We start from the raw sequence: 25,227 nt of genomic DNA on the forward strand, positions 1-25,227 counted from the left end.
CCCGATGCGCATCTTGCAAGGAGACTGCCGTGACCGCTACCCCGGACGCCAAGCCCCGGGGCACCCGGCTACCCCGGATGGCCCGCCGCCGCCAGTTGCTGAGCGCGGCACAGGAAGTGTTCGTGGAGAACGGCTACCACGCGGCGGCGATGGACGAGATCGCCGAGCGGGCCGGTGTGAGCAAGCCGGTGCTCTACCAGCACTTCCCGGGCAAGCTGGAGCTGTATCTCGCGCTGCTGGATCTGCACGTCGACGACATGGTGACCCGGTGCCGGCAGGCGCTCGAGTCCACCACCGACAACAAGCAGCGGGTGCAGGCCGCCATCGGCGCCTTCTTCGACTTCGTCTCCAGCCAGGGCGAGGCGTTCCGGCTCGTCTTCGAATCCGACCTGCGCAACGTCGCGCCCGTACGGCAGCGGATGGAGCGCTCGCTGCACGAGAGCGCCGAGGCGATCAGCCGGGTGATCCAGGAGGACACCGGCTGCTCCAGCGACGAGGCGCACCTGCTCGGCGTGGGCCTGGTCGGCATGGCCGAGGTGAGCGCGCGCTACTGGCTCAGCAGCCACGGCTCGATCCCCAAGGAGGCGGCGACCCAGTTGATGGCGCGCCTGGCCTGGCGCGGCATCAGCGGTTTCCCGCGCACCGGCTGACCGGAATCCTGTTCGCTTCACGCGATCACCGGGCTGACCGCTCCCTGAGGCGACGACGATGGGTAGGGAACAGCCCTCGCGAAAGGGGAGCCCGATGGAAATAAAGATCGGCGTGCAGTCGGTGCACCGTGAACTCGTCGTGGAGACCGACCTGTCGGCCGAGGAGATCGAGGAGGAACTCCGCAAGGCGCTCGCCTCGGACAAGGGCGTCTTCTCGCTCACCGACACCAGCGGCCGCCGAGTGGTCGTCCCCGTCGACTCGCTCGGATTCGTCGAGATCGGCGAGGACGAGTCTCGCCCCGTCGGCTTCGGCGGGACGCTCTAGCCCGTCTCCGCGATCGTCACCCGCCGCCGACGGCGCGCGCCCACCGCGCGCGCCGTCCCGGCGGCTGACCGTGTTCTCCGCTGACCGTGTTCTCCATGGACCGGCCGACCGGGATCCGCGCGGGTCAGGTGCGTCCGTAACCGCATCCGCGGGGACGGCGGGTCAGATCCGCGTGATGGGGATCCCGCCTCCCGCTGATCGTCGGACAGCCCGCGCTTCCTCTCCGCAACACCGCACGCGGAGTCCAGGTGTTCGGCCCACATCTCGTCAAGGAAGTGCCGTAGCGGCGCGAGGCCCTCATGCTCGCACCGTACATCCGTTTGCCACGTTCGCGACCCATGAACGCCGGACCGGCAGGCGCGCGGGACGGGCTCCCGGCCCTCCCGATCGCCATCGTTCCGGAAATCTGGCCAGGTCGGCGGGGATCGATGGCGCGAATCACCCGCGTCGACGACCTCCGCGCGGAAGCCGTGACGATCACGGGCCGGGCGTGAGGCCGAGGGCGGCCATCCGCTTGCCGTGCTCCTCGGTCAGCCTGGCGAACATCCGCCCGATCTCCGCCAGGTCTTCGCCCTTCTCACCCACCAGCAGGGCGGCGAGCTGCGGCCGGGCGGCGGCGAGCCGCTGCCCCTGGCTCAGCGCCTCGCCGACCATGCGACGGGCCCACAGCGCGAGACGGCCGCACAGCCGCGGGTCGGCGTCCAGCGCGGCGCGCACCCGCTCCACCGCGAACTCCCCGCGGCTCTCGTCGGTCAGCACCTCGTCCACCAGGGCGCTGATCGAGGGAGTGGTGTGGCGCGCCGCCTCACGGTAGAAGTCGCCCGCGATCCCCACGCCGACGTACGCCTTGATGAGCGCCTCGTACCAGTCCTTCGGCCTTGTCTGGGCGTGCCAGGCGTCGATCGCCTCCACGAACGGGGCCATGGCCTCCTCCGGATCGACGCCGAGCGAGGCCAGCCGGTCCCGCAGCACCCGGAAGTGCCCGTACTCGGTCGCGGCCACGTCCCCGAGGGCGGCCCTGTCGTTCAGCGTCGGAGCCAGCAGGGCGGCGTCCTCGGCCAGCCGGAGGAAGGCGGTGAGCTCGGCGTACGCGAGGACACCGAGCAGGTCCACAGTCCCGGGAGAGGAATCACTCATGGGTGCAGCGTACGGCTCCGGGGCCTGCCCGCCGGTGCCGTGCTCGTCACCGGCATCTCTCGCGACACAGCAAGAGCTTTTAGCGAGAAGACGCAGAAAACGGTTCCGTGTTGTGGTATCGAGTAGACTGCTTCGTGGAAGTGCGACCGCACTATGTGGATCAGTACGGTGTCGATCACCGTATCGATCCCTGTGTCGATCCGGGGCCACCCCCGGACCCCCAGGAACCACTGGATGCCGCGGTCGCTGATTCACGACGAGGGCGCGACTGTCCGCGAGGACCCGGACCGGGGAGGCTCTGCCGGCCGGATGTCCCGGAGGGCCGCCTTCGCACTGATTGAGGCAGGCCACGCTGACAACGACGTTCCGAGACCTGGGAGTCATCCCGGAGATCGCCGATGCGCTCGAGACCGAGGGCATCACTTCACCATTCCCGATTCAGGAGATGGCGCTCCCGCTGGCGCTGGCCGGCCAGGACGTCATCGGACAGGCGCGCACGGGCACCGGCAAGACCTATGCCTTCGGCGTCGCCATGCTCCAGCTCGTCGGCAAGCCGAGGAAGAACCGCAAGAAGCCACGCGGCCTGGTCCTCGTCCCGACCCGCGAGCTGGCCCTCCAGGTGACCGAGGACCTGGTCCTCGCCGCCGGGAAGCTGGGATCGCGCATCCTCACCGTGTACGGCGGGCGCGCGTACGAGCCGCAGATCGAGGCGCTCAAGAACGGCGTCGACGTCATCGTCGGAACGCCCGGGCGGCTGCTCGACCTGGTCAAGCAGAAGCACCTCGACCTCGGCCAGATCACCATGCTCGTCCTCGACGAGGCCGACCGCATGCTGGATCTCGGCTTCCTTCCGGACATCGAGCGGATCATCAAGCTGGTGCCGGAGAAGCGGCAGACCATGCTGTTCTCGGCCACCATGCCCGGCGAGATCGTGAACCTGTCCCGCCGTTACCTCACCCAGCCGACCCGGGTCAGGGCGGAGAGCGGCACGGCCGAGGCCGAGACGACCACGCTGACGACGCAGCACGTCTACCGCACGCACCGCATGGACAAGATCGAGATCCTGGCCCGCCTGCTGCAGAGCAGGGGCGCCGGGCTCACGATGGTCTTCTGCGAGACCAAGCGGGCCTGCGACATGGTCGCCGAGCAGCTCAAGGACAAGGGCTTCGCGGTGGCGGCCGTCCACGGCGACCTCGGCCAGGGCCAGCGCGAGCAGGCGCTGCGGGCGTTCCGCAGCGGCAAGATCAACGTGCTGGTGGCCACCGACGTCGCGGCGCGCGGCATCGACATCGACGACGTCACCCACGTCGTCAACTACGACTGCCCGCAGGACGAGAAGGCCTACGTCCACCGGATCGGCCGTACGGGCCGGGCGGGCCGCACCGGCGTCGCGGTGACCTTCGTCGAGTGGACCGAGCTGACCCGCTGGAAGGTCATCAACAACGCCCTCTCGCTGGACTTCACCGAGCCCGTCGAGACCTATTCGAGCTCCCCGCACCTGTACGCGGACCTCGACATCCCCGAGGGCACCAAGGGCGTGCTGCCGCGCGCCCAGCGCTCCCGCGCCGGCCTGGAGGCCGAGGAGATCGAGGACCTCGGGGAGACCGGGCGCACCCGCTCCCGCGGCAAGTCCGGTCGAAGTGATCGGGAGGAGCGCCGCGAGCGCCCCGCCCGTACCCGGGAGCGGCGGCGGACCCGTGGGGGCCGCCTCCAGGACGCCGAGGCTCCCTCCGGGGAGACGGCCGAGGCGCCAACCCCGGTGGAAGCCCCTGTGGAGACTCCCGTCGAGACCACTGTGGAGACCACTGTGGAGACCGCTGCCGAGGCCGCGCCGGGGCGTCGTGGACGCAGGGGCGCGAACGCGGCGGCCCTGACCGGCGCGCTGGCCGACGTCACGGCCGTACGGCCCGGCAAGGACGGCCCAGTCGACGGCCCAGTGGACGGCGCCGAGGCTGGTGACGAGGCCGGAGGCGGACGGGAGCCGGAGGCGGCGACCACGCGCAGGACGACCCGCCGCAGGACCCGCGCCGCCGACCGCGCTTCCGACCATGCCGCCGACCATGCCGCCGATCAGGCGCCCGTGGCCGAGGAGCAGGTGGAGGAGCGCCCGGCCCGGCGCCGCAGGACCCGCGCGGCCGACATCGGCGAGCAGGCACTTCCGGTGGAGGAGCCGGCCGGGAAGGCGCCGGTGGGCGAGGCCGCCCCCGAGCCCGCCGCCGAGCCCGCCGAGCGGCCGGCCCCGAAGCCGGAGCGGGAGCCGGAGCGGATCATCCCGGCCAGTCCGTTCATGATCGTGTTCAGGTCCCCCGACCTCGCGACCGATGACGACGACCCCGCGCCGTCCGCCGCGAGCGAGCGCGCCCAGCAGCGGCGCCGCCCGCCCCGGCCGCGGCCCCGCCGTACGGGGTGAGGGGCCGGCACAGGCCCGTTCGTCGATGAGCACGACCGCAGGGGCAGGGAGGGCACCGGACAACCGGCGCTCTCCCTGCCCCCGTTGCTTTGAGGGCCGCTCCGCCCGCAGTGGGTATGACCTGGACAGGAGGCATGCGCAATGACCGTCCGAAACCCGCGTAGTCGCTTCGGAAGTGTCGCCGGGATCTTCCCTGGGTATCGTGATGCCACGTGAGTGAGCGAGCCTTCAGCAGACGGTCCAGGACGTGGGGCCGGTCCGGCCCATCGGTTCCCGGGATCCGGGGTGAGGTGGAGGAGGCCTCGTGAGCACGCCACGGTTCCTGACCCTCCCTCCGGGTGTCAGCAGTGAGCAGATCGAAACGCCGCTGGGCTCGTTCGCGGCTCTCGAAGCGCTTCCGGTCAGCGGTGTCCCCGAGCGCTGGCCCGCCCTTCTCGTCCCCGGTTTCACGGGGTCGAAGGAGGACTTCATCGCCGTGCTGCAGACGCTCGCGCAGGCCGGCCGCAGGGTGATCGCGGTCGACATGCGCGGGCAGTACGAGACGCCGGGCCCGGACGATCCGTCGGCGTACTCGTGCGCGGCCCTCGGCGCGGACATCGACGCGATCGCCGCGGTGGTCGGCCAGGGCGAGCCGGTCCACCTGCTGGGACACTCCTTCGGCGGGCTGGTCGCCCGCGAGACGGCGCTGAACGGCACCGCCAAGCTCGCGTCGCTCACGCTCATGAGCTCGGGGCCCGCGGGCATCGTCGGGCCGCGGGAGCGGATGGGCCGGGTCATGCTGGCCGAGCTTCCGGAGTACGGCCTCGACTACATGTGGTCGAACCGGATGGAGCCCGAGGCGCTGGCGGCGGGCGTCCCCGACGACATCGTCGCGTTCCTGCGCAAGCGGCTGCTCGCCAACCACCCCACCGGTCTCGTGGCGATGGCGCACGAGGTCCTGGGCGCGTCCGACCGCTGTGCGGAGCTGGCCGGGTGCGGGCTCGACCTCCTGGTCCTGTACGGCGAGCACGACGACGGCTGGCCGCCGCTGCTGCAGGCCGAGATGGCCCGCAGGCTCGACGCCGAGTGCGTCGTGGTGCCCGGAGCGCTCCACTCGCCGGCCGTGGAGGCCCCCGAGACCACCGCGGCGGCCCTGACCCGATTCTGGAACACGGCGGAGAGCCGGCTGCTCCAGCACCAGCACGGATGACCCGGTCCCCATGCCCGGGACGAGCCGCCTGACCGCCCAGCCGCCGGAGTCCGCGACGTGGCTGGTCCACGTCGACCGGACCATGTGGGTGGGCGGGGTGCGCGGCCTGATGCTGCAGGCCCTGCATCCGCTGGCGATGCGGGGCGTGTGGCAGAACTCCAACTTCCGGGAGGACCCCTTCGGCCGGCTGCGCCGCACGGCGGACTTCGTGGGCCGCGTGACGTACGGCAGCCCCGAGGAGGCGGAGGAGATCGGCAGGCGGGTGCGCGCGATCCACCGGACCCTGCGCATCCGCGACCCCGACACGGGCAGGACCCACCGGGTGGACGAGCCCGAGCTGCTGCTGTGGGTGCACTGCGCGGAGGTCATGTCCTACCTGGAGGTCGTCCGCCGTGCGGGCGTCCCGATCAGCGACCGGCAGGCCGACCAGTACCTCGCGGAGCAGCGGCACAGCGCCAGGTACGTCGGGCTGCACCCGGACGACGTGCCCGGCTCCGTCGACGAGATGAACGACTACTTCGCCCGGATGCGGCCGGTCCTGCGGGTCATCCCCGAGTCGGCCGCCGCCGTGCGGTTCCTGCTCTGGCCACGCCTGCCGGAGAACATGCGCTTCCTGTCCCCGGCCAAGCCGGTCTACTTCCCGTTCGGCGCGCTGTGCTACTACACGCTGCCCGACTGGGCCCGCCGCCTGTACGGCGCGCTACCCGAGGTGCCCCAGATCGCGGTCACGGCGGCGTTGCGGGCCTTCCGGCTGACCATGAACACGATCCCCGACGTCGTGCACCAGCAGGTGCTGGACGACGGCACCAGGGCCATGCTGCGGGCCTCGCGCGAGCGCCTGGGCGCCGCCGGATACGACGTCGGCAAGGGCCTCAGGGCGCTGGTCGATCCTCGCCGCCGTCCCGGCCGTACGACGGGCTGACCGGCGTCTCCGCCAGGCCGTCCCAGGGGAGCCGGTCGGGGGAGGCCGCCCGCCCCTCGGGGCAGTGGCGGCGGAAGTCGCACCAGGAGCAGATGGGGCCCGGCTCGGGCGGGAACAGCCGGTCGATCTCGGGCGGCACCGCGAGCGCCCCCGCGCCGTCCTCCCGCCTCGGTGCCGGAACGGCGCCCTTCGCGCGGCCCGCCCCCGCGTTCTGAGCCCATTCGCGGTAGGCGTCGTCGGCCTCGGCCGCCTCCGTCGCGATGTCCTCGGCCCGGCGCAGGTGACGGGCGAGCGACTCGTCGGTGTGCTCCCACTCCGCGACCGTCCCGGTGGGCAGGTGGTGCAGCTCCACCCGGTGACAGGCCCGGCGCATCATGCGGGACGAGGCGATCGCGTAGACGGCCAGCGCGATCGACGAACGGGCGTCGTCGGAGGTCGGCGGGCGGCGGCCGGTCTTGTAGTCGACCACGACCAGTTCGTCCCCGCGCCGGTCCAGCCGGTCCACGCGGCCCGAGACGGCGATGACCGACGTACGCGTGGCGACGGTGCGCTCGACGCCCACCGGCTCGTCACCCGGGTCCAGCGTGGCGACGTAGGAGGAGACCATCTCGCGGGCCCGGTCCCGCCACGTGGCCGACTGCTCCTCGTCCCTGAACCCCTCGCGGATCCAGCCGTTGGTGAGCAGCACGGCCGCCATCACCGGCGTACGCCGGTCGTACGGCTCCCGCCACCACGCGGCCAGCGCGTTGTGGACGGAGGCCCCCACGCTGTTGTGCGCCCACGGGGGCCCCTTCTGCGGAGCGGGCCGGTCGAGATAGGTGAACCGGTAGCGACGCCTGCAGTCGAGCCAGGTGTTCAGCCGCGACGGGGTGCAGGTGTAGAGCCGCCTCGGCATGCCGTCGAGGCCGAGCTGCTCCACGGCCCTACTCGTCGAGGTTCAGCTTGATGCCGGACGCCCCGGTGCCGTCCACGAGCGGCGGCGCCGATTCGGCCTCCTGGGCGCCGGTCAGCGACCCCGACAGCCAGCGGTCGAACTCGGGCTCCAGGTCGCCGATCCTGCCCTCCTCGCCGTGCGCGGGGAGCACCCTCGTCTCGTGCGGCAGCGTGAACAGCCGCTCGCCGATCGAGGTGAGCTGGTCGGCGAGCGCGGGGTACTCCCCACCGAGCTTGCCGGGGCCGTCCATGAGCAGGGTCTTGCCGGTGAAGACCGCGCCGAGGCCCTCGCAGTAGAGCGAGACGCCGCCCGGCGTGACGCCCGGCGTGGAGAGCACCTCCAGCTCGACGTCGGCCACGGAGAACAGTCCCTCGTCCTCCATGTCGATGTCGGGCCAGGTCTCCTCCCAGGTCTGCCGCCACAGGCGCTTGTCCTTGGGGTGCACGGCGATCACGGCCTCGTCCCTGGCCGCCACCTCGATCGCGGCGCCCACGTGATCGGGCAGGCCGTGGGTGCAGATGACGGCGAGGACCTCGCGGTCGCCGACCTTCTCCAGGATCTTGTCGGCGTCCCGCGCCGGGTCGATGACGATGACCTCGTCGTCGTCGCCCACGATCCAGGTGTTGTTCTCGACCTTGTGCTCGTCGCCTTCGATGTCCACCAGGCCCGAGGTCACCACTCGTTCGATGCGCGCTGTCACGGCTCAGAACCTTACTATCCCTCGCGGATCCAGCCCGCCGTTCAGACATCCCCGTCGAGGCGCGGCGAGAAGGCGCCGAAGGGCAGGTCGAGCGCCTGGTCCTGGTCCCGCAGGTCGCGCAGCGACAGGTTGGCCAGCGCGATGAAGCAGCCGGCCTCGACCGGCCAGGCGACCGTCCACAGCCAGTTGCCGAGGGCCTCGCCCACGTAGACGGCCCGGTCTCCCGGCACTCCCCGCCCCGCGCACCACAGCGCCGTCGGATGGCCGCGCGCGTCGATCTTGGCGTGCGGGGGCCCGGCGTCGAAGCCGGCTCCGGGGTCCGGGCCCGGCAGCCCGGCGTACGCGGCGCCGAGACCGATGCCGGGTTCCTCTGCGATGAGCAGCATGTCGGCGGGACCGTGGGTGACCGACGGACCGGAGAGGGCGACGACGCTCGCCCTCGTGCCGGTGCGCTCGTCACCCACCTCGGCGAAGCCCGTCACCAGCCATCCGGAAGGCAGTGGCCACGGCAGCCAGACGGGCACCCTGGCCGCCTCGCACAGGGCCTCCAGAGCGGCCTGCGAGGGCCGCCGGGGCGGCTGGAAGGGCAGGACGTCCCCGTGGGCGGCGCATCTCCAGGAACTCGACCAGACGTTCGGTTCGTGTAGCGGCCCGAAGCACCGCGGACATGTTGGCGCGGTTCTCACAAATATTCACGGTGCTTCCGTGATGTCCGTACGTCAAGAGTCTGCCCGTTATCTAGTCGTAATCTTGGTGATGTGCGGTGCATCAGATGTGTGGGCGCGATCGTCGCCGACGCCGACGGGCGTCTGCTGCTGGTGCGGCGGGGCCGCCCTCCCGGCGAGGGGCTGTGGTCGCTGCCCGGCGGAAGGGTCGAGCCAGGCGAGACCGACGAGCAGGCGCTGCGCCGCGAGCTGCGCGAGGAGACCGGCCTCGACGTCACCGTCGTACGGCTCGCAGGGACCGTGCTGCGGCCCGCCCCCGGCGGCGCGACCTTCGAGATCCACGACTACGTGGCGACCGCCACGGGCGTGCCGGTCGCCGGGGACGACGCCGCCGAAGCCCGCTGGTGGGCGCCGTCCGACCTCGTACGGCTCCCGCTGACCGACGGCCTCGCCGACGCGCTCGCCGAATGGGGGGTCATCGGTCGGTGACCGTGCTGCGCCAGATCGTCAGATGGTCGTCGGCGTAGCCGGCCGACCTGCCGATGGCCACGACCCGGTCGCCGGAGACCGCCACCGCGCCGAGCCACTGCGCCCCCTGGCCGCCGAGGCCGTCCTGCGTGAGTGTCCGGCGCGACCAGTCCAGCCCGTCCTCGGACACCCAGGCGGCGCTGTCGGCCTCGCCGCCGTCCGCGGGCGACCGGTGCGATCCGACGGCGACCAGTCCCCGCCCTGTCGCCGTCACGTCGAGGACCGAGGCGGCGGCGTCGGCGGGCAGCGTGCCGTACTCCCAGCTCGCGCCGTCGTCGGTGGACAGCGCGGAGAACGGGCGGGGGCCGTCCTCGGTCATCGCGGTGCCGACGGCCACCACGCCGGCCTCGGTCGCGACCACGTGGCGCAGCCCGGCCGAGGTGGTGTCCGGCGGCAGGACCCGGCCGCGGGCGTTCCAGTTGAGCCCGTCGGAGGAGACCCAGACCACCCCCGTCTCGCGGTCGGCGGTGCCCGACCCGCCGACGGCCATGAACCCGTCGCGCGTCGCCGTGACGTCGTAGAGGCGCACCCCAGCCCCTCCGGCCGGCATGCTGCCCGGCGCGGAACGGGTGAACCGCTTGAGGTCGGGGCTGAACCACAGGGCGGGCAGCGTCCCGGTGGCGGACCGGTCCTCCCCCGCCAGCACGTAGCCCTTCGGACCGGCGGCCACCACGCCCGGCGCGAGCAGGAAGTGGCCCGCGGGCACCTCGATCGCCGGACCGGGCCGCCAGTTCTTCCCGTCGGCCGAGGTGACCAGCAGCGGCCGGGTCACCGCCGGGTCGGTCGTCGTGCTGCCGACGGCGAGCCATCCCTTTGGGCCGTGCGCGACGCCGCTGAGCGCCTGGCGTCCCGGCCCGCCCAGCAGGTCGGGGAACGGCGCGTCCTTCCAGTTGGCCCCGTTGTTGCCGCTCGTCCAGATCGCGGCGTCGCCGTTGGCCGCGCCCACGGCCACGAACGTGCCGCCGGAGGCGGCGACGTCCGAGGTGTCCCTGGCGAGCCGGTTGAGCCCGGCGATCTCCTTGAGCGGCACGGTGTGCGCCGCCTCGCCCTTCCCCGCGGTGATCAGCACGGGGAGGTTCTCCACGTCGCCGGGCCCGCGCTTGTCGCCGCCCGCCACGAGGACTCCGGCGTCGGTGATGGCCAGCCCGCGCAGCGTCCCGGGGATCCCGCCGAGGTCGGCGCTCCTGGTCCACTTGCGCCCGTCCTGGCTGGTGTAGACGGCGTACCGTTCCCAGGCCGACTCGGCGACCGCCGCCACGCCCGCCGCCGACGCGGCCAGGCCGCGCACGCCCGTCCCCTCCGCGCCGAGCGGCCCTATCGTGCCGCACTGGGTCCAGTCGGCGCCCTCGGGCGAGCAGTAGACCCGGACCTCGCCCTCGTCCGACTTCTGCCGGGTGGGCACGAGCACGAAGCCCTTCTTGGTCACGGCCAGCGCCCCTGGCTCCGCTCGTACGTCCGCCAGGGCCGCGGCCGTGCGCAACCAGGTGCGGCCGCCGTCGTCGGAGCGCAGGACGACCGAGATCGAGTCGCCCGACCCCTGATTACCGGAGCCGGGATCGGCGAGCGCCACCACCCGGTCGCCCCGGGCGGCCACCGCCCGCATCGCCCTGACCTTGTCGGGGGTGCCGATCTGGTCGGTGTCCACCCTCGTCCAGCCGACGCCGTCGGGTGACACCCAGGCGACCGGACCCGCCGTGCCGTCCCGCAGGGTCGTGGCGCCCACGGCGAGGAAGCCGGTCGCGGTCCGCGCCACGTCGGTGATCCTGTCCTGGCTCCAGAACGCGGTGAGCCGGGCGGGGTCCACCGCGGTCCAGGACCGGCCGTCGGAGGAGACCCACATGCCGCGCGCGGCCGGGCCCGCGGAGCCGGGCGCGTCGGTCCCGACGGCGAGCCAGCGGCCGTCGCCGCCCGCCACCCTGCCGACCGCCCCCGGCGCGGACTCGTACCCCGGGGCGTCGGCGACCCGGCCCGTCTGCCAGTGCGCGCCGCCGTCGGCGGACACGAGGAACAGCGGCCGGGCGAGCGGGCTGGTCGTGTCGCTGCCGGCCGCCACCACCGTCGCGCCGGCCGCCGCGAACGCGTTGAGCACCTGGCTGGAGCCGTTGCCCGGCAGCCCGGGCGCCGAGAACGCCGCGTCGCCCGACTGGCCGTCACCGGCGGCGAGGCGCAGCCCTGCCGTGGACGGGCCGCCGGCCCACCTGACGACGGCCACGCCCAGCACGGCTGCCGCGACGAGGACCAGGGCGATCACCGCAGGAGCGACCAGCCGGGCGAACCGCGTGGGTAAGCGCGGGGGGAACCGCCGGACCGGTAGCACCCGCCTGTGGCGGCGTCCGCCGCCCGGACGGGGCGGGCCGGCGGCCACGAGCACGTCGGGCCGGGCGGGGCGGCCCCCCGGCGGACGCCCGATGCGCTCGACCGGCTCGACCGGCGGCTCGTCGTGCTCGGGCTCGACCGGGATCTCGGGGCTCAAGCGGATGCCGCCGGACTCCCCCAGGCCGTGACGCGAGGCGGGCTCGGGCGGCGTGTGCGCCCACACGTGCTCCCCGCGCTCGCCGTGGTCCTGCTCGCCGTGGTCCTGCCGGTCCTGCTCGCGCAGCGGCCCCGAGGGAGGGGTGTCGATCTCGGGAGCGCCGGGCCCGTCCGGGTTCTCTCGGGGGATCTGGGCACGCCGCCGCCGCGGCGGGCCCGAGGCGACCAGCTTGTCCGGCCGGTTCACGATCCGGCGACGCCGGCCCTCCTCCTGCCCGGGAGACTCCTGTGCGGTGAACTCCCCCGGCGACCTGGCACCCTCGCCATGCCAGGTCGCCGGGGCGTCCGCGGGGCCGGGCGGGCCGGTCGCGCCGCGGTCGCCGGGCTCGCCGGGGTCCTCGGGACTCCGGCCGCCGGAGCGGCTGTGGCGCGGTTCGCCCGTCCCGTGCGGCCCCGTCCCGTACGGCGCCGCGTACGGCCTGCGGCCGGTCCTGGGCCCGCGGTCGCGCGGTGCCGCCCGCTCCGGCCCGTCGCCTGCGTCCGTTCCGGGGCGCGGGGCCCAGATGCCGCCGGGTAACTGTGTGCCGCCGGGTAAGTCCGGGTCGGCCGAGTCCGGGTCGGCGATCTTGCGGTAGGGCCGGGTGTCCTCGTCGTCTCCCGGCTCGCCCGTGTCGTCCGGCACCGCGTCATCGGGAGCTGCGTCGTCAGGAATTGGGGCGGCGAACGGAGGCATCGCCCACGGAGACGGGCCGGGCGGCCGGTGGTGCAGCTCCGGCGGGGGCACGGAGGAGGGTTCGCCGTCGCGTCGACGGTCGCGCTCGTGGGGGCCCGAGGCCACGCTCAGTACCTCCTCCCCGGAGAGGTCAATCCGGACCGTTCCACCTGTGGTACGGCAAAGCGATCACAGTGATACCCCATCACGGATCCAGAGCAACACGGGAAAAGCGTGGGGGCCATACCTCTCTAGTGAGATTTATCGGGAGAGGGTCTGAATTGCCCACTTTCGGGCGATTATCAGCACGCCGATGCCGAAAACCGCGAACTGGACGGCCGATCCGATCAGCGCCTCCCAGGGCACCTCGCCCTGTTCCATCGCGCTCCCCATGTCCCCCGAGGCCGCGACGACTCCGAACGCCACGATGTTGTTGGTCGCGTGCAGGGCGATCGGCGCCTCCAGTCCGCCGGTGCGGACCGCCAGCCACCCCATGAGCATGCCGAACGCGAAGACGTAGGCGATCCCCCAGCCCGTGTAGCCGTGCGAGGCGGCGAAGGCCGCCGCGCCCACCAGGATCGCCGGCCACGGATTGCGCAGGTACGCCCCGAACCCCTGGATGATCCACCCGCGATAGGCGTACTCCTCCGCCGCCGACTGGAACGGCACCAGCAGCAGGATCACGATGACGGCCGGGAGGAACTGCTCCCAGCCCGCCCAGCGGAATCCGGGATCCACCCCGGCGGACATCAGCGTCCCCGCCTCGACCGCCTGGCCGAGCACGACCGACACCAGCGCGACCAGCAGGCAGGCCCCCAGCCACCGCCACCGCAGCCGCAGGGCCACCGACGACAGCGACCCCGGCGGTCTTCGCTGGAACAGCCAGGCCGCGCCGAGCACCAGCGGCAGCAGCAGCGCGATGACCCCCAGCTGGAACCCGAGGTCGAGGACGGGATCGGCGAACAGCCGGGTCCCCGTCCGCACCATGGGCACGCCGGTGACCAGCGAGACCACGAAGGCCACCAGGCCGACGGCGATCGAGAGCGCCAGGAAGGCCACGATGATCGCCGCCGTGCCGAGGATCGGCCGCCACCAGCGGTGCAACGGCGTACGGGCCAGGCGGTCGTAACGGGTGCCGGGCGGGGGCGGGACGTCCCAGCGGGTACGCGGGGGCGGCCCCCACGCATACGGCTGTGCGTACGGCCCCGGATACGGCCCCGGATATGACCACTGCGGCTGGGCCGCGGGGTGTGGCGGCGGCTGTGGCAGCGGCTGCGGCGGACCGGCCGGCCAGGCGGTCCCGCCCGCGTACGGCCCGGGCGCCAGGTAGGGACCGGGCATCTGGTTCGGGCCGGCGGCCTGATCCGGGCCCGGTGTCCGGGCCGGATCCGGCTGTGGTTCGTTCATGTGTCCATTCTTCGCGTACCGCGGGCGATCAGCTGGGCGGGGTGAAGGAGCCGGACCGGGGAAGGCCGGCGGCGCGGCCCTTGGCCGCCACCACCAGGGCCATCTTCCGCGACGCCTCGTCGATCATCTCGTCCCCCAGCATGACCGCGCCCCGCTTCTCGACCGTCGTGTAGTACTCGTACGCGTCGAGGATGAGCTCGGCGTGGTCGTAGTCCTCCTGGGACGGCGAGAACACCTCGTTGGCCGCATCCACCTGCGACGGGTGGAGCACCCACTTGCCGTCGAACCCCAGGGCGGCCGACCGCATCGCCACCCGGCGGAAGCCGTCCAGGTCGCGGATCTGCAGGTATGGCCCGTCGATCGCCTGGAGGCCGTGCGCGCGGGCGGCCATCAGGATGCGCATCAGGATGTAGTGGTAGGCGTCCCCCTCGCCGTACCCGGGGGGCTGCTCGCCCACGACGAGCGTCCGCATGCCGATCGAGGCCATGAAGTCGGCCGGTCCGAAGACCAGCGTCTCCAGCCGGGGCGAGGAGGCGGCGATGTCGTCCGCGTTGACGAGGCCCCTGGCGTCCTCGATCTGCGCCTCGATGCCGATGCCGCCCTCGGGCAGGCCGGTGGCCCGCTCGATCTGGCCGAGGAGGGTGTCGAGCCAGGCCACGTGGGAGGCGTCCGCGACCTTCGGCAGCATGAGGCAGTCGAGCCGGTCGCCGGCGCCTTCGACCACCTCGATGACGTCCCGGTAGGTCCAGCGGGTGGTGAGGTCGTTGACCCGGACGACGACCGTCTTCCCCGTCCAGTCGCCCTCCCTGAGCGCGGCGACGACGTTGCGGCGCGCCTCGTCCTTGGCGCCGGGGGCGACGGAGTCCTCCAGGTCGAGGAAGACCTCGTCGGCGGCGAGGCCCTGGGCCTTCTCCAGGAAACGAGGGTTGCTGCCGGGCACCGCCAGGCAGGAACGTCGAGCGCGCATGGGCACACCGTAGCGCGGTGAATAAGCTCTTACTCATGAGGCCGGCGGTGATCGAAGAGGGCGCGAAGAAGTCCAACGTGCTGTGGCTCGGCCTGCCGTCCGGGGTCCGGCTGGCCTGGCACGTGTGGCACGACGGCGCGGTCTACGTGGTGACCGGCGGAGGGGAGCAGTCCCTGCCCGGGCTGGCCGAGGTCGCGGCCGGGCGGGGCGAGATCAAGGTCGTGCTGCGCAGCAAGGACAACGGCGCAGAGCTCGTCCGTTTCCCCGCCGTCGCCGAGGTGGTGGACCAGGCGGCCGCCCCCGAGGCCGTGGCCGCGCTGGCCAAGGAGCGCCTGAACGCCCGCGACGCCGCCGGTCTGACCGCTCGCTGGGCCGAGGGGTCCACCGTCGTACGGCTCGTCCCCAGACCCTGAAGACACAGGGCCTGACCCCGTCAGACGCGTACGGTCTCGGCGGCGTCGGCGGCCTGGCGCTCGGAGCCGAGCCGAACGGTCGCGGTCTGGGCCAGCAGGGCCCCGGCGAGCACGATCACGCCTCCGGTGATCTGGGCGGCCCCCAGGCGCTCGCCGAGCAGCACCCAGGCGATCACCGCCCCCGCGATGACCTCCACCGAGGCGACCGTCGCCCCGACGGCGGCCGACAGCCGCCGCACGGCCGTGACCCCGGTCGTGTACGCGACGACCGTGGCCACCACGACCAGCACCAGGGCGACCACGGCGACGGGGACCGTGTGACCGGAGACCTCGACGGCGCGGGTGAACGCCGGCCAGTCGATGTTCCAGGGCCGGGAGACGGGCAGCAGGACCACCGCCGAACCGAGCATGCCCCAGCCGATCAGCCCCAGCGTGTCCACGTCGTCGCCGAACGAGTCGCTCATCAGGAAATATCCGGCGCAGCAGGCGGCGGCCACCAGGCCGAGCAGCAGCCCGAGCGCGTCGAGGCGCAGGCCCTCCCAGACCTGCACGACGATCGCCAGCCCCACGATCGCGATGAGCGCCCCCAGGTAGGCCGAGCGCGGCAGCCGCAGCCGCCGGACGAACCGCACCCACAGGACCACCAGCACCGGCGAGGTGTACTCGAGCAGCAGCGCCACGCCGACCGGCAGCCGGGTGATGGCCATGAAGAACAGGCCCTGCACGGCCGCCACGGCGATCACGGCGTACGCCGCGAAGAACAGCAGGCGGTCGCGGGGGATGCGCAGCGCGCGCGGCCTGACGACGGCCAGGACCGCGAGCAGGAGCACGCCTGCCCCTGCCATGCGGACCCATACGGCCTCCAGCGGGGTGAGCCCCGCCATGCCGAGGAGCTTCGCCATCGGTCCGGAGAACCCGAAGCAGAAGGCCGAGACGCCCGCGATCGCCAGGCTGACAGCCCTCATCGTCACCTGCCCATGTAATTACCAATAAACGGCTTTGATCCTGTCATAACCCGGAGCGGTCCGCATCCTTGCGTAACCTGACAGAGTGGATCGGATCTTCGTGGCCCGCCTGGCGGGGCTGGCGGTCTTCGACCCGGCCGGCGACCAGATCGGCCGGATCCGGGACGTCGTCGTCTCGCTGCGGGGACCGCTGCTCCCCCGGGTCCACGGCTTCGTCGTCGAGGTCCAGCCACGCCGCCGGGTCTTCCTGCCGATCACCAGGATCACCAGCATCGAGGCCCGCGCCCTCATCTTCACCGGCAAGCTCAACATGCGCAGGTTCGAGTGCCGGGACGCCGAGACCCTGGCCATCGGGGAGATGCTCGACCGCACCGTCGAGTACAAGGGCGAGCGGGTGACCGTACAGGACCTCGCCATGGAGCAGCCGCGGCCGTCCGACTGGCTCATCACGAAGGTCGCGGTACGCCGCGGGACGCGGCGCAGGGGCGAGACCCTGATCGTCGACTGGGACGAGGTCACCGGCTTCGCGGGGATCCAGAAGGACCAGGGCGCGGCCAACCTGCTCGCCGTCTTCGAGGCGCTGCGCCCGGCCGACCTGGCGAACATGCTGCACGAGCTGCCCACCAAGCGGATGGCCGAGGTCGCCGCCGCCCTGGACGACGACCGGCTCGCCGACGTGCTGGAGGAGCTGCCCGAGCGCGACCAGGTGCTCGTGCTGAGCCGGCTGCACCGGGAGCGTGCCGCCGACGTGCTGGAGGAGATGAGCCCCGACGACGCCGCCGACCTGCTGCAGGAGCTGCCCGCCGAGCAGGCCGAGGGGCTGCTGCGGCTCATGGTGCCGGAGGAGGCCGCGCCGGTCCGGCGGCTGCTGACCTACGGCGAGTTCACCGCCGGCGGCATGATGACGACCGAGCCGGTCGTCCTCCCGCCGACCTCCACCGTGGCCGAGGCCCTGGCGCACATCCGTCAGGAGGAGCGGCCCCCCGCCATCGCCGCCCAGGTGTACGTGACCCGCCCGCCGACCGAGACGCCGACGGGGCGCTTCCTGGGGGTGGCGCACTTCCAGCGACTGCTCAGGGAGCCGCCGTCGACGCTGCTCGGCAGCGTGATAGACATCACCGTGGACCCGATCAGGCCCGAGCTCACGGTGCACGAGGTGGCGTCCTACCTCGCGACGTACAACCTGGTCGCGGTCCCCGTCGTGGACGAGCTGAGCCGCCTGCTCGGCGCGGTGACCGTCGACGACGTGCTCGACCACATGCTGCCGGAGGACTGGCGGGAACGCCCATGACAGAACGCCTCGACCAGCCGCGCGAACTGACCTACCGCCTGCGGCTCTACTACGACCCCGAGGCGTTCGGCGAGTTCTCGGAACGGTTCGCCCGGTTCCTCGGCACGGCGCGGTTCATCGTCTACATGACCGTGTTCGTCGGGGTGTGGCTGCTGTGGAACGTGTTCGCGCCGTACAAGTTCGACCCCTATCCGTTCATCTTCCTGACCCTGATGCTCTCGCTCCAGGCGTCGTACGCCGCGCCGCTGATCCTGCTGGCGCAGAACCGGCAGGCCGACCGCGACCGCATCCAGTACGAGCAGGACAGGGTGACGGCCGAGCGCAACCAGGCCGAGATCGAGTACCTCACCCGGGAGATCGCCGGCCTGCGTATGGCGCTCGGCGAGGTGGCCACGCGCGACTACATCCGCTCGGAGCTCCAGCGTCTGCAGGACGAGCTGACCGCGGATCCGCCTAGATCGCGTGGGGCGGGTTCGGAGGATGCCCGCTGAGTCCATAGCATGGATTCATGGCACCATCCCCTGAACTGGTCATGGCCGCGCTGGCGACGGTGAACGACCCGGAGATCCGCCGGCCGATCACCGAGCTCGGCATGGTCAAGAACGTCGACATCTCCCCCGACGGGGTGGTGCGCGTTGGCGTGTACCTGACCGTCGCCGGCTGCCCCCTGAAGGACACCATCACCCGCGACGTCACCGGGGCCGTGTCCCGGATCGACGGCGTGTCCCGCGTCCACGTGGACATGGACGTCATGAGCGCCGAACAGCGCAAGGAACTGCAGACGAAGCTGCGCGGCGACCGCGGGCCGGAGAAGGAGATCCCCTTCGCCAAGCCCGGCTCGTTGACCCGCGTGTTCGCGGTCGCGAGCGGCAAGGGCGGCGTCGGCAAGTCGTCGGTCACGGTGAACCTCGCCGCGGCGATGGCCTCCCAGGGCCTGAAGGTGGGCGTCGTCGACGCCGACATCTACGGCCACTCGGTGCCGCGCATGCTCGGCGTGAGCGAACGGCCCACCAAGGTCGAGGACATGATCATGCCGCCGGTGGCGCATGACATCAAGGTCATCTCGGTCGGCATGTTCAAGCCCGAGGGCAACACTCCGGTGGTCTGGCGCGGCCCGATGCTCGACCGCGCGCTGTACCAGTTCCTCACCGACGTCTACTGGGGCGACCTCGACGTCCTGCTGATGGACCTGCCCCCGGGCACCGGCGACATCGCGATCTCGGTCGCCCAGCGCCTGCCCACGGCCGAGATCCTGGTCGTGACGACCCCGCAGCAGGCCGCCGCCGAGGTGGCCGAGCGCGCCGGGTCGATCGCCGCCCAGACCCACCAGCAGATCGCGGGCGTCATCGAGAACATGGCGTGGCTGCCCTGCCCGCACTGCGACGAGCGCATCTCGGTGTTCGGCGAGGGCGGCGGCCAGACCGTGGCCGACGCGCTGACCCGCACGCTGGGCGCGCGCGTGCCGGTGCTCGGCCAGGTGCCGATCGACATGCGGCTGCGTGAGGGCGGCGACGAGGGCAAGCCGCTCGTGCTGACCGACCCCGACGCCCCGGCGGCCGCGGAGCTGCGCCGGATCGCGGCCGGGCTCGGCAAGAAGTCGACCAGTCTCAAGGGCCTGAAGCTCGACATCTCCCCGGTCAAGCACTAGCCAGACCGGGGCCGGATCAGGTCGCCTCGTTGTCGTACGGCGGGATCTCCCCCACGCCCAGCTCCGGCGTGGGGGCGACCGGCTCGGCCGTCGTCGTCGCCGAGGTGCCGTTCCAGTCGTTCTCGAGGTCGTCGAGCAGGTGCTTGCGCACGAAGTTCTTGGGGTTGAGGTCGGCCGGGTCGAAGTTGGCGAACTCGGGCCCCATGTTGGCCTGCAGGTCGGCCTTCGCGTTGTTGGCCATCTGCCGGAGCTGCCGCAGCGTACGGCCCGCCTGCGAGGCGGCCTGAGGCAGCTTCTCCGGTCCGAAGACGAGTAGGGCGATCACCACCAGCGCCAGGGCCTCCCCCCAGCCGAGTCCGAACATGGCGATCTCCTCCTGCACGTGCGACTGAAATCAGACTAATGCCCGCGCCCCGAGCTGTGGACAGGGGACGCCCTGCTTCATGCGCCCGGCTTCAAGAAGGCCTGTTCATGAAGGCCTGTTCATGAGGGTCGCGCGCTGGGGGCGGGGGCCGCGCCGACCGTGACCGTCGCCGTCCGCACCTCGCCGTCGTGCCGGAACTTGATCCGCACCTGGTCGCCTGGGGCCTTGCTGCGGATGGTGACGATCAGTTCCCGGCTGTCGCTCACGGGCTGGCCGTCGACCTCCAGGATGACGTCCCCCGCGTGCAGGCCCGCCTTCGCGGCCGGACCTCCCGGCGTGACCGGCACGGCGCCGCCCTCCGTCTGCGTCGCGATCCGCACCCCCTGGCCCTGGTAGCTCTGGTCGATCGTGATGCCGATCCTGGAGGTGCGGGCCGTTCCGGTGGTGATGAGCTCCTGGGCGATCCGGCGCACCTGGTTCACCGGGATCGCGAAGCCGAGGCCGATGCTGCCGGACTGCTGGCCCAGCAGGGAGCCGCCGACGGTGGCGATCGCCGAGTTCACCCCGATCACCTGGCCCGCGGCGTTGACCAGGGGGCCGCCCGAGTTGCCGGGGTTGATGGCGGCGTCCGTCTGGATCGCGTTGATGAGCGCGTAGTCAGACCCGGTGCTGCCGCCCGCCTCGACGGGCCGGTTGAGCGAGCTGACGATGCCGGTGGTGACCGTGCCGCTCAGGCCGAGGGGCGAGCCGACCGCGATGACCGGGTCGCCGACCACCACGCCGTCGGAGTTGCCGAGGGGCAGCTCCGGCGCCTTGACGGTCCCGTCGGGCTTCACGACCGCGATGTCGGAGTTGGGGTCGCGGCCGACGACGCGCGCCCCCGAGGAGGTGCGGTCGTTATAGCGGATGCGGATCTCCCCGGCCTGTCCCGCGACGGCCACGACGTGGTTGTTCGTGACGATGTAGCTGCCCTTGATGACGAAGCCCGACCCGGTGCCCGACTCGCTGTTGCCCTTGACCTCCAGCGAGACCACGCTGGGCAGGACCTTGGCGGCCACCCCGGCCACCGACTCCGGCGGCCGGGCCGTGGGCTGTTTCGACGGCGTGCTCAGCGCGTATCCGGGGTCGATGCCGGAGGACGGACGCGTCAGCAGGAACGTGCCCCAGCTCGCCACCCCGCCCGCCACGAGCGCGATGACCACGGCCAGGGCGGCGTACAGCGCGATGTTGGGGCCGCGCGGCTCCCGCTGCGGTGCGACGGGGTACAGCGGCGGCGGGGCCCAGCCGGGGCCCATGCCGTACGGGCCGGTGGACGGCGGAGGGCCGCCCGGAGAGTCCTGCGGCTCCTCCCCCGCGGGAAGGAACTCGGGCCGGTCCGACGCGCCGAACGGACGCGTGTTGTCGGTCATCGCGGCAGTCACTCCTCGCACACGGCGTCATCCGCTGGGCAGCCGCGGTAACGAGGAAAGCGGCACACGACGGCTACGGTGTCCGATCGTATGCCGATTCCTCGTATCAGCGCGAAAGCCCCCTGGTGACGCTGGGTGACGGGGTGGGTGACACGCTCACCACGGGCGCCCTGTTCTGTGCGGGATGCTGTACGAACATCTGGCCGGGCGTCGGGTTCGGGGTGGCCGTGGATCCCCCGGCCATGAGCATGGTGCCGAGGGCGACTGCGGCGCCGGCCATTCCCACGGCGACGTATCCCGCCCGTCGGGCCCTGCCGGGCCGCCCGGGCCCCGATCGTCCCTCGTCCCTGCCCCGGGGCCGGTTGTCCATGGGCCCTGCGGCGTGCATGCCGGGTAGCCGCCCGGCTCCGAAGGCCGGGTGGTCGGGAAAGGGCCGCATACGCGGCGGCAACGGCCCTCCCGGCTCCGCCATGCGGAGCAGCGACATCGTGAGGTCCGCCGGCATGGCGGGCGGATCCATGGACCGCAGGCGGGTCTTCAGCGCCCGCATCGCGTCGACTTCCGCACGGCAGTCCGCGCAGAACGTCAGGTGCGCGAGCGCGCGTTCCCGCTCGTTGTGACTGAGTTCGCCGTCGATGAGCGCGGAGACGCGCTCGCCAAGATGACTCACAGTCCCTCCCTGCTGATTGAAGGGGGGGTTTGATCGCCGTTCCGGTTCGCGGAGGGCGCCCGGTGGTCGAGTGCCTCCCGCAGTTGGGCGCGGCCGCGGTGAATGCGGCTGCGCACCGTGCCGAGTTTCACGCCGAGCGTCGCGGCGATCTCCTCGTAGGACAGTCCCTCGATGTCGCACAGCACCACGGCCGCCCGGAACTCCGGTGCCAGGGAGTCGAGCGCGGCCTGGATGTCGGGCTCCAGGTGCGCGTCGTCGTACGCCTGCGCCGGGGACGGCTCGCGGCCGTGCAGCCGCTCGGCGGCGTCGTCCGCCAGCCCCTCGAAGCGGATGCGCTGCCTGCGCCGCGCCATGTCGAGGAAGAGGTTCGTCGTGATCCGGTGCAGCCACCCCTCGAACGTGCCCGGGGTGTAGCTCGACAGGGACCGGAAGACCCGGACGAAGACCTCCTGCGTGAGGTCCTCGGCGTCGTGGACGTTGCCCGTCAGCCGATAGGCCAGCCGGTAGACCCGAGCGGAATGAGTTCGGACGACCTCCTCCCAGGTGGGAGGCGTCCAGTCGGACACCGAAGTCTCCGCCTGGTGGTCGTGCTCGTCCACCGGCATTCCTCTCTGCAGGATCGTCGCTACAGCCATAGTGCCTGGTTTCGCCCCTTCCTGCGCACCGCGGGCTGAGCGGTCTTGAACAAAGACCGTTCAAAGCGTGCAACGTCCCCGTTGTGGCGTGAGTTCCCGTTCCGGTCCGACTCCCCTAGGCTGCGTCCAAGATGAAGCAGGGGAGGGAGAGGCCGATGGCGACACCGGCCAGCCTGGAGTACGCGGAGGAGTTCGTCCCGGAGGACGAGATCCTGCGGACCGCGCGCCGGCGTGGCATCGAGGTCGGGGCGCGCCCGATCCTGCCCGGGTGCGGAGCGGCGCTCTGCTTCCTCGCCACCGTGGCGAACGCGCGCTCGGTGGTGGAGGTCGGCACCGGATGCGGGGTCTCCGGCCTGTGGCTGCTGCGCGGCATGCGCCCGGACGGGACGCTCACGAGCGTGGACGTGGAGCCCGAGCACCAGCGCATGGCGCGCCAGACGTTCGCGGAGGCGGGGTTCTCCGGCAGCCGCATCCGCCTGATCGGCGGCCGCGCGCTCGACGTCCTCCCCCGCCTCGCCGACGGCGGTTACGACATGGTCTTCTGCGACGCGGCCAAGCAGGAGTACATCGACTACCTCACCGAGTCGGTGCGGCTCCTGCGCCGGGGTGGGGTCGTCGTCTTCGGCGACGCCTTCTGTGACGACCAGGTGGCCGACCCCACCCAACGCGACCCCGACACGGTCGCGATCCGGGAGCTGGGCAAGCTCGTCAGGAACGACGAGCGGCTGCGCCCGCTGATGCTGCCGCTCGGCTCCGGGCTGCTGGCCGCCGTCAAGCTCGTCTGACCGGAGCGCTCACGTCATCTTGTACGCCCGCAGCAGGGTCTGCTTCGCCCCGCAGCGGGCGAACCGCAGCTTGTACGGCTTGCTCACGCAGGCCCAGAACTCGATCTTTCCGCTGTTCATCTTCCGCGTCTTCTGCTCGACGCAGTCGACGTCCTTGTAGAAGTTCATATAGCGGTAGGTGTGACCCTTGTAGCGGATCTTGACCATGGCGTAGCGGTGGTCGGTGCTGCGGTCGCAGATGATGACCGTGTTGCGGTCGGTCAGCGTGGCCTCCGCCAGGGCGTTGCCGTGGCCGTCGCCGATCCGCGCCGTCGCGAGCGGCGAGGCGGACGCGGAGGCGGCGGTGCCGACGGTGGCGGTGGCGAAGGCCAGACCGGCGACGGCCGCGGCGAACAGCAGCTTCTTCATCGCGGTTCCTTTCCGTTTTGTGCGACTTCCACTGTTTTCTTCCAGGGGGTTGGAGAGCGGAAGTCGCCGGAAAGTTCGCAGCGGCGGTCAGGCGCCGTTCACGGAAACGGCGGTGAGGTAGCGGAGGAGCAGGCGGACGCCGAAACCGGTGCCGCCCTTGGTGATCTCGCCCTCGTCGGAGGTGGACCGCGCGGGCCCCGCGATGTCCAGGTGGGCCCAGGGCCGCCCGCCGGTGAACTCCCGCAGGAACAGGGCGGCGGCGATCGACCCCGCCGCGCCCGACATCGTCCTGTCGACGTTGGCCAGGTCGGCCACGTCGGAGTCGAGCATCGCGCGGTAGTCCTCCACGAGCGGCATCCGCCACAGCCGCTCCCCGCCGGCCTCCCCGGCGGCGATCAGGTCCGCGGCCAGCGTCTCGTCGGTGGCGTAGAGCGCGCCCAGGTTCACGCCGAGCGCGACCTTGGCCGCGCCGGTCAGCGTGGCGACGTCGATCACGATGTCCGGGTCCAGTTCGGCGTCCGCGTACGCCAGGGCGTCGGCCAGCACGAGACGGCCCTCGGCGTCGGTGTTCAGCACCTCGACCGTGCGCCCGCCGTACTGGGTGATGACGTCTCCGGGCCGCTGTGCCGAGCCGGAGATGGAGTTCTCCGCGCACGCCACGAGGCCGGTGACCCGCACCGGCGCCTCGAAGGCCGCCAGCGCGCTCATCGCGGCGATGACGGCGGCGCCGCCCGCCATGTCGGTCTTCATCGCCTTCATGCCCTCGGTGGGCTTCAGGGACAGGCCGCCGGTGTCGAACGTGATGCCCTTGCCGGCGAGCACCACGTGGGCGCGCGGGCTCTCCGGCGTGTAGGAGAGCTGGACCAGGCGCGGCGGGCTGACCGATCCCTGCCCGACCGCCCGGATGCCGCCGAACTCGCCGAGCTCGGGCCCCTCCCACACGCGTACGCCGAGCCCGGATTCGGCGGCGACCGCCTTCGCCTGCTCGGCAAGCCAGGCGGGCGTCTTCACCGAGGACGGGGTGTTGACGAGGTCGCGGGCGAGCGCGGTGGCACGCGCGACCGCCTCGCCGCGCTTCAGGTCCCGCTCGTCCCCGCCGACGAAGACGATCTCCCCGACCGGCTTCGTGCGGCTGTTGCCGATGGTGAACGTGTACGCCGCGAGCAGCGCGCCCTCGACCAGGGCGGCCGCATCTCCCTCGGACGGGACGACGACCGACAGCGACGCCCTGCCCTTCGCGCGCCTCGCGACGGCCGCCCCGGCCTTGCGCAGCGCGGCGGCCGAGCCGTCGCCGGTGCCGTACAGCAGGACGCGCCGCACGCCGCCGTCCCTGACGGTGGGCACCTCCACGACCTCGCCCGGCTCTCCCTTGGCCTCGTAGTGCGCCAGCAGCGCGTCCACCGGCACGGGGGACTCCAGCCAGGGCGCTGCGGCAACGACCGGTCCAGCGCTGAAAGGCACGGCCACCAGGTCGGCGTCCGGCGCGGGCCCGGCACCGTGAGGACCGGTGACGCCGTGAGAACCGGTGAGGACCGGCGTGGTCTCGATGGGCACGTCCACCTCCAACAGGGCGGCCCCGGCGCGGGATCACCCGCCGCCAGGGCCGTGAATCGAACAGGTC

Annotated in this window: 25 protein-coding genes; 11 read left to right on the forward strand and 14 right to left on the reverse strand. The window is 72.4% G+C overall.

The window, feature by feature from the left end; all coding sequences use genetic code 11:
* The first annotated feature begins 29 nt into the window (after positions 1-29).
* Both Msi02_RS31865 and Msi02_RS31870 read left to right on the forward strand, forming a co-directional pair.
* Positions 30-650: a TetR/AcrR family transcriptional regulator gene (locus tag Msi02_RS31865; protein WP_030507436.1), complete on the forward strand. Its 621-nt coding sequence runs from the start codon at positions 30-32 to the stop codon at positions 648-650.
* A 94-nt stretch (positions 651-744) separates the two neighbouring features.
* Complete coding sequence (locus Msi02_RS31870; RefSeq protein WP_079315485.1) at positions 745-975, forward strand: DUF3107 domain-containing protein; 231 nt, start codon at positions 745-747, stop codon at positions 973-975.
* A gap of 477 nt (positions 976-1,452) precedes the next feature.
* Here the strand turns inward: Msi02_RS31870 and Msi02_RS31875 are convergent, their stop codons facing one another.
* Positions 1,453-2,112: a ferritin-like fold-containing protein gene (locus Msi02_RS31875; protein ID WP_079315486.1), complete on the reverse strand. Its 660-nt coding sequence runs from the start codon at positions 2,110-2,112 to the stop codon at positions 1,453-1,455.
* A 445-nt stretch (positions 2,113-2,557) separates the two neighbouring features.
* Here Msi02_RS31875 and Msi02_RS31880 point away from each other — a divergent pair, with 445 nt between their 5' ends.
* From Msi02_RS31880 to Msi02_RS31890, 3 genes are all read left to right on the forward strand, one after another.
* The gene (locus Msi02_RS31880; protein ID WP_204051621.1) at positions 2,558-4,522 is read left to right on the forward strand and encodes a DEAD/DEAH box helicase; all 1,965 of its coding nucleotides are present in this window, start codon (positions 2,558-2,560) and stop codon (positions 4,520-4,522) included.
* 304 nt (positions 4,523-4,826) lie between these two features.
* Positions 4,827-5,711, forward strand: coding sequence for an alpha/beta fold hydrolase (locus tag Msi02_RS31885; protein WP_079315488.1), 885 nt, complete (start codon positions 4,827-4,829; stop codon positions 5,709-5,711).
* Between the two features lie 10 nt (positions 5,712-5,721).
* Positions 5,722-6,633: an oxygenase MpaB family protein gene (locus Msi02_RS31890; protein ID WP_204051622.1), complete on the forward strand. Its 912-nt coding sequence runs from the start codon at positions 5,722-5,724 to the stop codon at positions 6,631-6,633.
* On the opposite strand, the gene Msi02_RS31895 is transcribed toward Msi02_RS31890, so the two are convergent.
* From Msi02_RS31895 to Msi02_RS31905, 3 genes are read right to left on the reverse strand one after another with little or no spacing between them, the layout of a single operon-like run.
* Positions 6,584-7,552, reverse strand: coding sequence for a RecB family exonuclease (locus tag Msi02_RS31895; RefSeq protein WP_079315490.1), 969 nt, complete (start codon positions 7,550-7,552; stop codon positions 6,584-6,586). The genes Msi02_RS31890 and Msi02_RS31895 overlap by 50 nt on opposite strands.
* A gap of 4 nt (positions 7,553-7,556) precedes the next feature.
* The gene (locus Msi02_RS31900) at positions 7,557-8,267 is read right to left on the reverse strand and encodes an MBL fold metallo-hydrolase (protein WP_079315491.1); all 711 of its coding nucleotides are present in this window, start codon (positions 8,265-8,267) and stop codon (positions 7,557-7,559) included.
* A gap of 41 nt (positions 8,268-8,308) precedes the next feature.
* Complete coding sequence (locus Msi02_RS31905) at positions 8,309-8,953, reverse strand: DUF6758 family protein (RefSeq protein WP_079315492.1); 645 nt, start codon at positions 8,951-8,953, stop codon at positions 8,309-8,311.
* A 72-nt stretch (positions 8,954-9,025) separates the two neighbouring features.
* On the opposite strand from Msi02_RS31905, the gene Msi02_RS31910 reads away from it, so the two are divergent.
* Entirely contained in the window at positions 9,026-9,421 is a 396-nt protein-coding gene (locus Msi02_RS31910; protein WP_239108896.1) for an NUDIX hydrolase, read from the forward strand.
* Here the strand turns inward: Msi02_RS31910 and Msi02_RS31915 are convergent.
* The 3 genes from Msi02_RS31915 to Msi02_RS31925 form a co-directional block, all read right to left on the reverse strand.
* Positions 9,408-12,614, reverse strand: coding sequence for a beta propeller repeat protein (locus tag Msi02_RS31915; RefSeq protein WP_204051623.1), 3,207 nt, complete (start codon positions 12,612-12,614; stop codon positions 9,408-9,410). The two genes, Msi02_RS31910 and Msi02_RS31915, sit on opposite strands and share 14 nt — an antisense overlap.
* Before the next feature lie 291 nt (positions 12,615-12,905).
* Entirely contained in the window at positions 12,906-14,051 is a 1,146-nt protein-coding gene (locus tag Msi02_RS31920; protein ID WP_204051624.1) for a CPBP family intramembrane glutamic endopeptidase, read from the reverse strand.
* A 28-nt stretch (positions 14,052-14,079) separates the two neighbouring features.
* The gene (locus Msi02_RS31925; RefSeq protein WP_079319389.1) at positions 14,080-15,018 is read right to left on the reverse strand and encodes an HpcH/HpaI aldolase/citrate lyase family protein; all 939 of its coding nucleotides are present in this window, start codon (positions 15,016-15,018) and stop codon (positions 14,080-14,082) included.
* Between the two features lie 35 nt (positions 15,019-15,053).
* Between Msi02_RS31925 and Msi02_RS31930 the strand changes: the two genes are divergently transcribed.
* A complete protein-coding gene (locus tag Msi02_RS31930) occupies positions 15,054-15,431 on the forward strand; it encodes a hypothetical protein (protein ID WP_204051625.1) in 378 nt (125 codons plus the stop codon).
* Positions 15,432-15,451: 20 nt separating this feature from the next.
* On the opposite strand, the gene Msi02_RS31935 is transcribed toward Msi02_RS31930, so the two are convergent.
* Positions 15,452-16,396: an EamA family transporter gene (locus tag Msi02_RS31935; RefSeq protein WP_204051626.1), complete on the reverse strand. Its 945-nt coding sequence runs from the start codon at positions 16,394-16,396 to the stop codon at positions 15,452-15,454.
* Positions 16,397-16,481: 85 nt separating this feature from the next.
* On the opposite strand from Msi02_RS31935, the gene Msi02_RS31940 reads away from it, so the two are divergent.
* Genes Msi02_RS31940 through Msi02_RS31950 form a run of 3 tightly spaced genes read left to right on the forward strand, consistent with a single transcriptional unit; the run spans position 16,482 to position 19,335 of the window.
* A complete protein-coding gene (locus Msi02_RS31940; RefSeq protein WP_239108898.1) occupies positions 16,482-17,687 on the forward strand; it encodes a magnesium transporter MgtE N-terminal domain-containing protein in 1,206 nt (401 codons plus the stop codon).
* On the forward strand, positions 17,684-18,178 hold the full coding sequence (locus tag Msi02_RS31945) for a DUF1003 domain-containing protein (protein ID WP_079319391.1): 495 nt from the start codon (positions 17,684-17,686) through the stop codon (positions 18,176-18,178). Before Msi02_RS31940 ends, Msi02_RS31945 begins: the two co-directional genes overlap by 4 nt.
* A gap of 17 nt (positions 18,179-18,195) precedes the next feature.
* Complete coding sequence (locus tag Msi02_RS31950) at positions 18,196-19,335, forward strand: Mrp/NBP35 family ATP-binding protein (RefSeq protein WP_179155449.1); 1,140 nt, start codon at positions 18,196-18,198, stop codon at positions 19,333-19,335.
* 16 nt (positions 19,336-19,351) lie between these two features.
* Here Msi02_RS31950 and Msi02_RS31955 read toward each other — a convergent pair whose 3' ends face one another.
* The 4 genes from Msi02_RS31955 to sigE form a co-directional block, all read right to left on the reverse strand.
* Complete coding sequence (locus Msi02_RS31955; RefSeq protein WP_079319413.1) at positions 19,352-19,699, reverse strand: sec-independent translocase; 348 nt, start codon at positions 19,697-19,699, stop codon at positions 19,352-19,354.
* 119 nt (positions 19,700-19,818) lie between these two features.
* Positions 19,819-21,108: a S1C family serine protease gene (locus Msi02_RS31960; protein WP_239108900.1), complete on the reverse strand. Its 1,290-nt coding sequence runs from the start codon at positions 21,106-21,108 to the stop codon at positions 19,819-19,821.
* A gap of 106 nt (positions 21,109-21,214) precedes the next feature.
* Complete coding sequence (locus tag Msi02_RS31965; protein ID WP_079319393.1) at positions 21,215-21,778, reverse strand: anti-sigma factor family protein; 564 nt, start codon at positions 21,776-21,778, stop codon at positions 21,215-21,217.
* On the reverse strand, positions 21,775-22,383 hold the full coding sequence (gene sigE, locus Msi02_RS31970; RefSeq protein ID WP_204051653.1) for an RNA polymerase sigma factor SigE: 609 nt from the start codon (positions 22,381-22,383) through the stop codon (positions 21,775-21,777). The genes Msi02_RS31965 and sigE overlap by 4 nt, the downstream gene beginning before the upstream one ends.
* Before the next feature lie 185 nt (positions 22,384-22,568).
* Here sigE and Msi02_RS31975 point away from each other — a divergent pair, with 185 nt between their 5' ends.
* Positions 22,569-23,198 carry an O-methyltransferase gene (locus tag Msi02_RS31975; protein ID WP_143737743.1) on the forward strand — a complete coding sequence of 210 codons (630 nt, stop codon included), beginning with the start codon at positions 22,569-22,571 and terminating at the stop codon, positions 23,196-23,198.
* Between the two features lie 9 nt (positions 23,199-23,207).
* On the opposite strand, the gene Msi02_RS31980 is transcribed toward Msi02_RS31975, so the two are convergent.
* Positions 23,208-23,606: a hypothetical protein gene (locus tag Msi02_RS31980; RefSeq protein WP_204051627.1), complete on the reverse strand. Its 399-nt coding sequence runs from the start codon at positions 23,604-23,606 to the stop codon at positions 23,208-23,210.
* A gap of 87 nt (positions 23,607-23,693) precedes the next feature.
* The gene (locus Msi02_RS31985) at positions 23,694-25,154 is read right to left on the reverse strand and encodes a leucyl aminopeptidase (RefSeq protein WP_204051654.1); all 1,461 of its coding nucleotides are present in this window, start codon (positions 25,152-25,154) and stop codon (positions 23,694-23,696) included.
* Positions 25,155-25,227 lie beyond the last annotated feature (73 nt).

The sequence above is a fragment of the Microbispora siamensis genome (assembly GCF_016863095.1).
In the GTDB taxonomy this organism is placed as follows: Bacteria; Actinomycetota; Actinomycetes; order Streptosporangiales; family Streptosporangiaceae; genus Microbispora; species Microbispora siamensis.

Excerpts from the sequence above, each read along its gene's own strand:
- Msi02_RS31935 (WP_204051626.1), bottom strand. The coding sequence starts at position 16,396 with ATGAGGGCTGTCAGCCTGGCGATCGCGGGCGTCTCGGCCTTCTGCTTC.
- Msi02_RS31960 (WP_239108900.1), bottom strand. The coding sequence starts at position 21,108 with ATGACCGACAACACGCGTCCGTTCGGCGCGTCGGACCGGCCCGAGTTC.
- Msi02_RS31875 (WP_079315486.1), bottom strand. The coding sequence starts at position 2,112 with ATGAGTGATTCCTCTCCCGGGACTGTGGACCTGCTCGGTGTCCTCGCG.
- Msi02_RS31955 (WP_079319413.1), bottom strand. The coding sequence starts at position 19,699 with ATGTTCGGACTCGGCTGGGGGGAGGCCCTGGCGCTGGTGGTGATCGCC.
- Msi02_RS31920 (WP_204051624.1), bottom strand. The coding sequence starts at position 14,051 with ATGAACGAACCACAGCCGGATCCGGCCCGGACACCGGGCCCGGATCAG.
- Msi02_RS31930 (WP_204051625.1), top strand. The coding sequence starts at position 15,054 with ATGAGGCCGGCGGTGATCGAAGAGGGCGCGAAGAAGTCCAACGTGCTG.
- Msi02_RS31880 (WP_204051621.1), top strand. The coding sequence starts at position 2,558 with ATGGCGCTCCCGCTGGCGCTGGCCGGCCAGGACGTCATCGGACAGGCG.
- sigE (WP_204051653.1), bottom strand. The coding sequence starts at position 22,383 with ATGCCGGTGGACGAGCACGACCACCAGGCGGAGACTTCGGTGTCCGAC.
- Msi02_RS31945 (WP_079319391.1), top strand. The coding sequence starts at position 17,684 with ATGACAGAACGCCTCGACCAGCCGCGCGAACTGACCTACCGCCTGCGG.
- Msi02_RS31975 (WP_143737743.1), top strand. The coding sequence starts at position 22,569 with ATGGCGACACCGGCCAGCCTGGAGTACGCGGAGGAGTTCGTCCCGGAG.
- Msi02_RS31870 (WP_079315485.1), top strand. The coding sequence starts at position 745 with ATGGAAATAAAGATCGGCGTGCAGTCGGTGCACCGTGAACTCGTCGTG.
- Msi02_RS31980 (WP_204051627.1), bottom strand. The coding sequence starts at position 23,606 with ATGAAGAAGCTGCTGTTCGCCGCGGCCGTCGCCGGTCTGGCCTTCGCC.
- Msi02_RS31925 (WP_079319389.1), bottom strand. The coding sequence starts at position 15,018 with ATGCGCGCTCGACGTTCCTGCCTGGCGGTGCCCGGCAGCAACCCTCGT.
- Msi02_RS31890 (WP_204051622.1), top strand. The coding sequence starts at position 5,722 with ATGCCCGGGACGAGCCGCCTGACCGCCCAGCCGCCGGAGTCCGCGACG.
- Msi02_RS31950 (WP_179155449.1), top strand. The coding sequence starts at position 18,196 with ATGGCACCATCCCCTGAACTGGTCATGGCCGCGCTGGCGACGGTGAAC.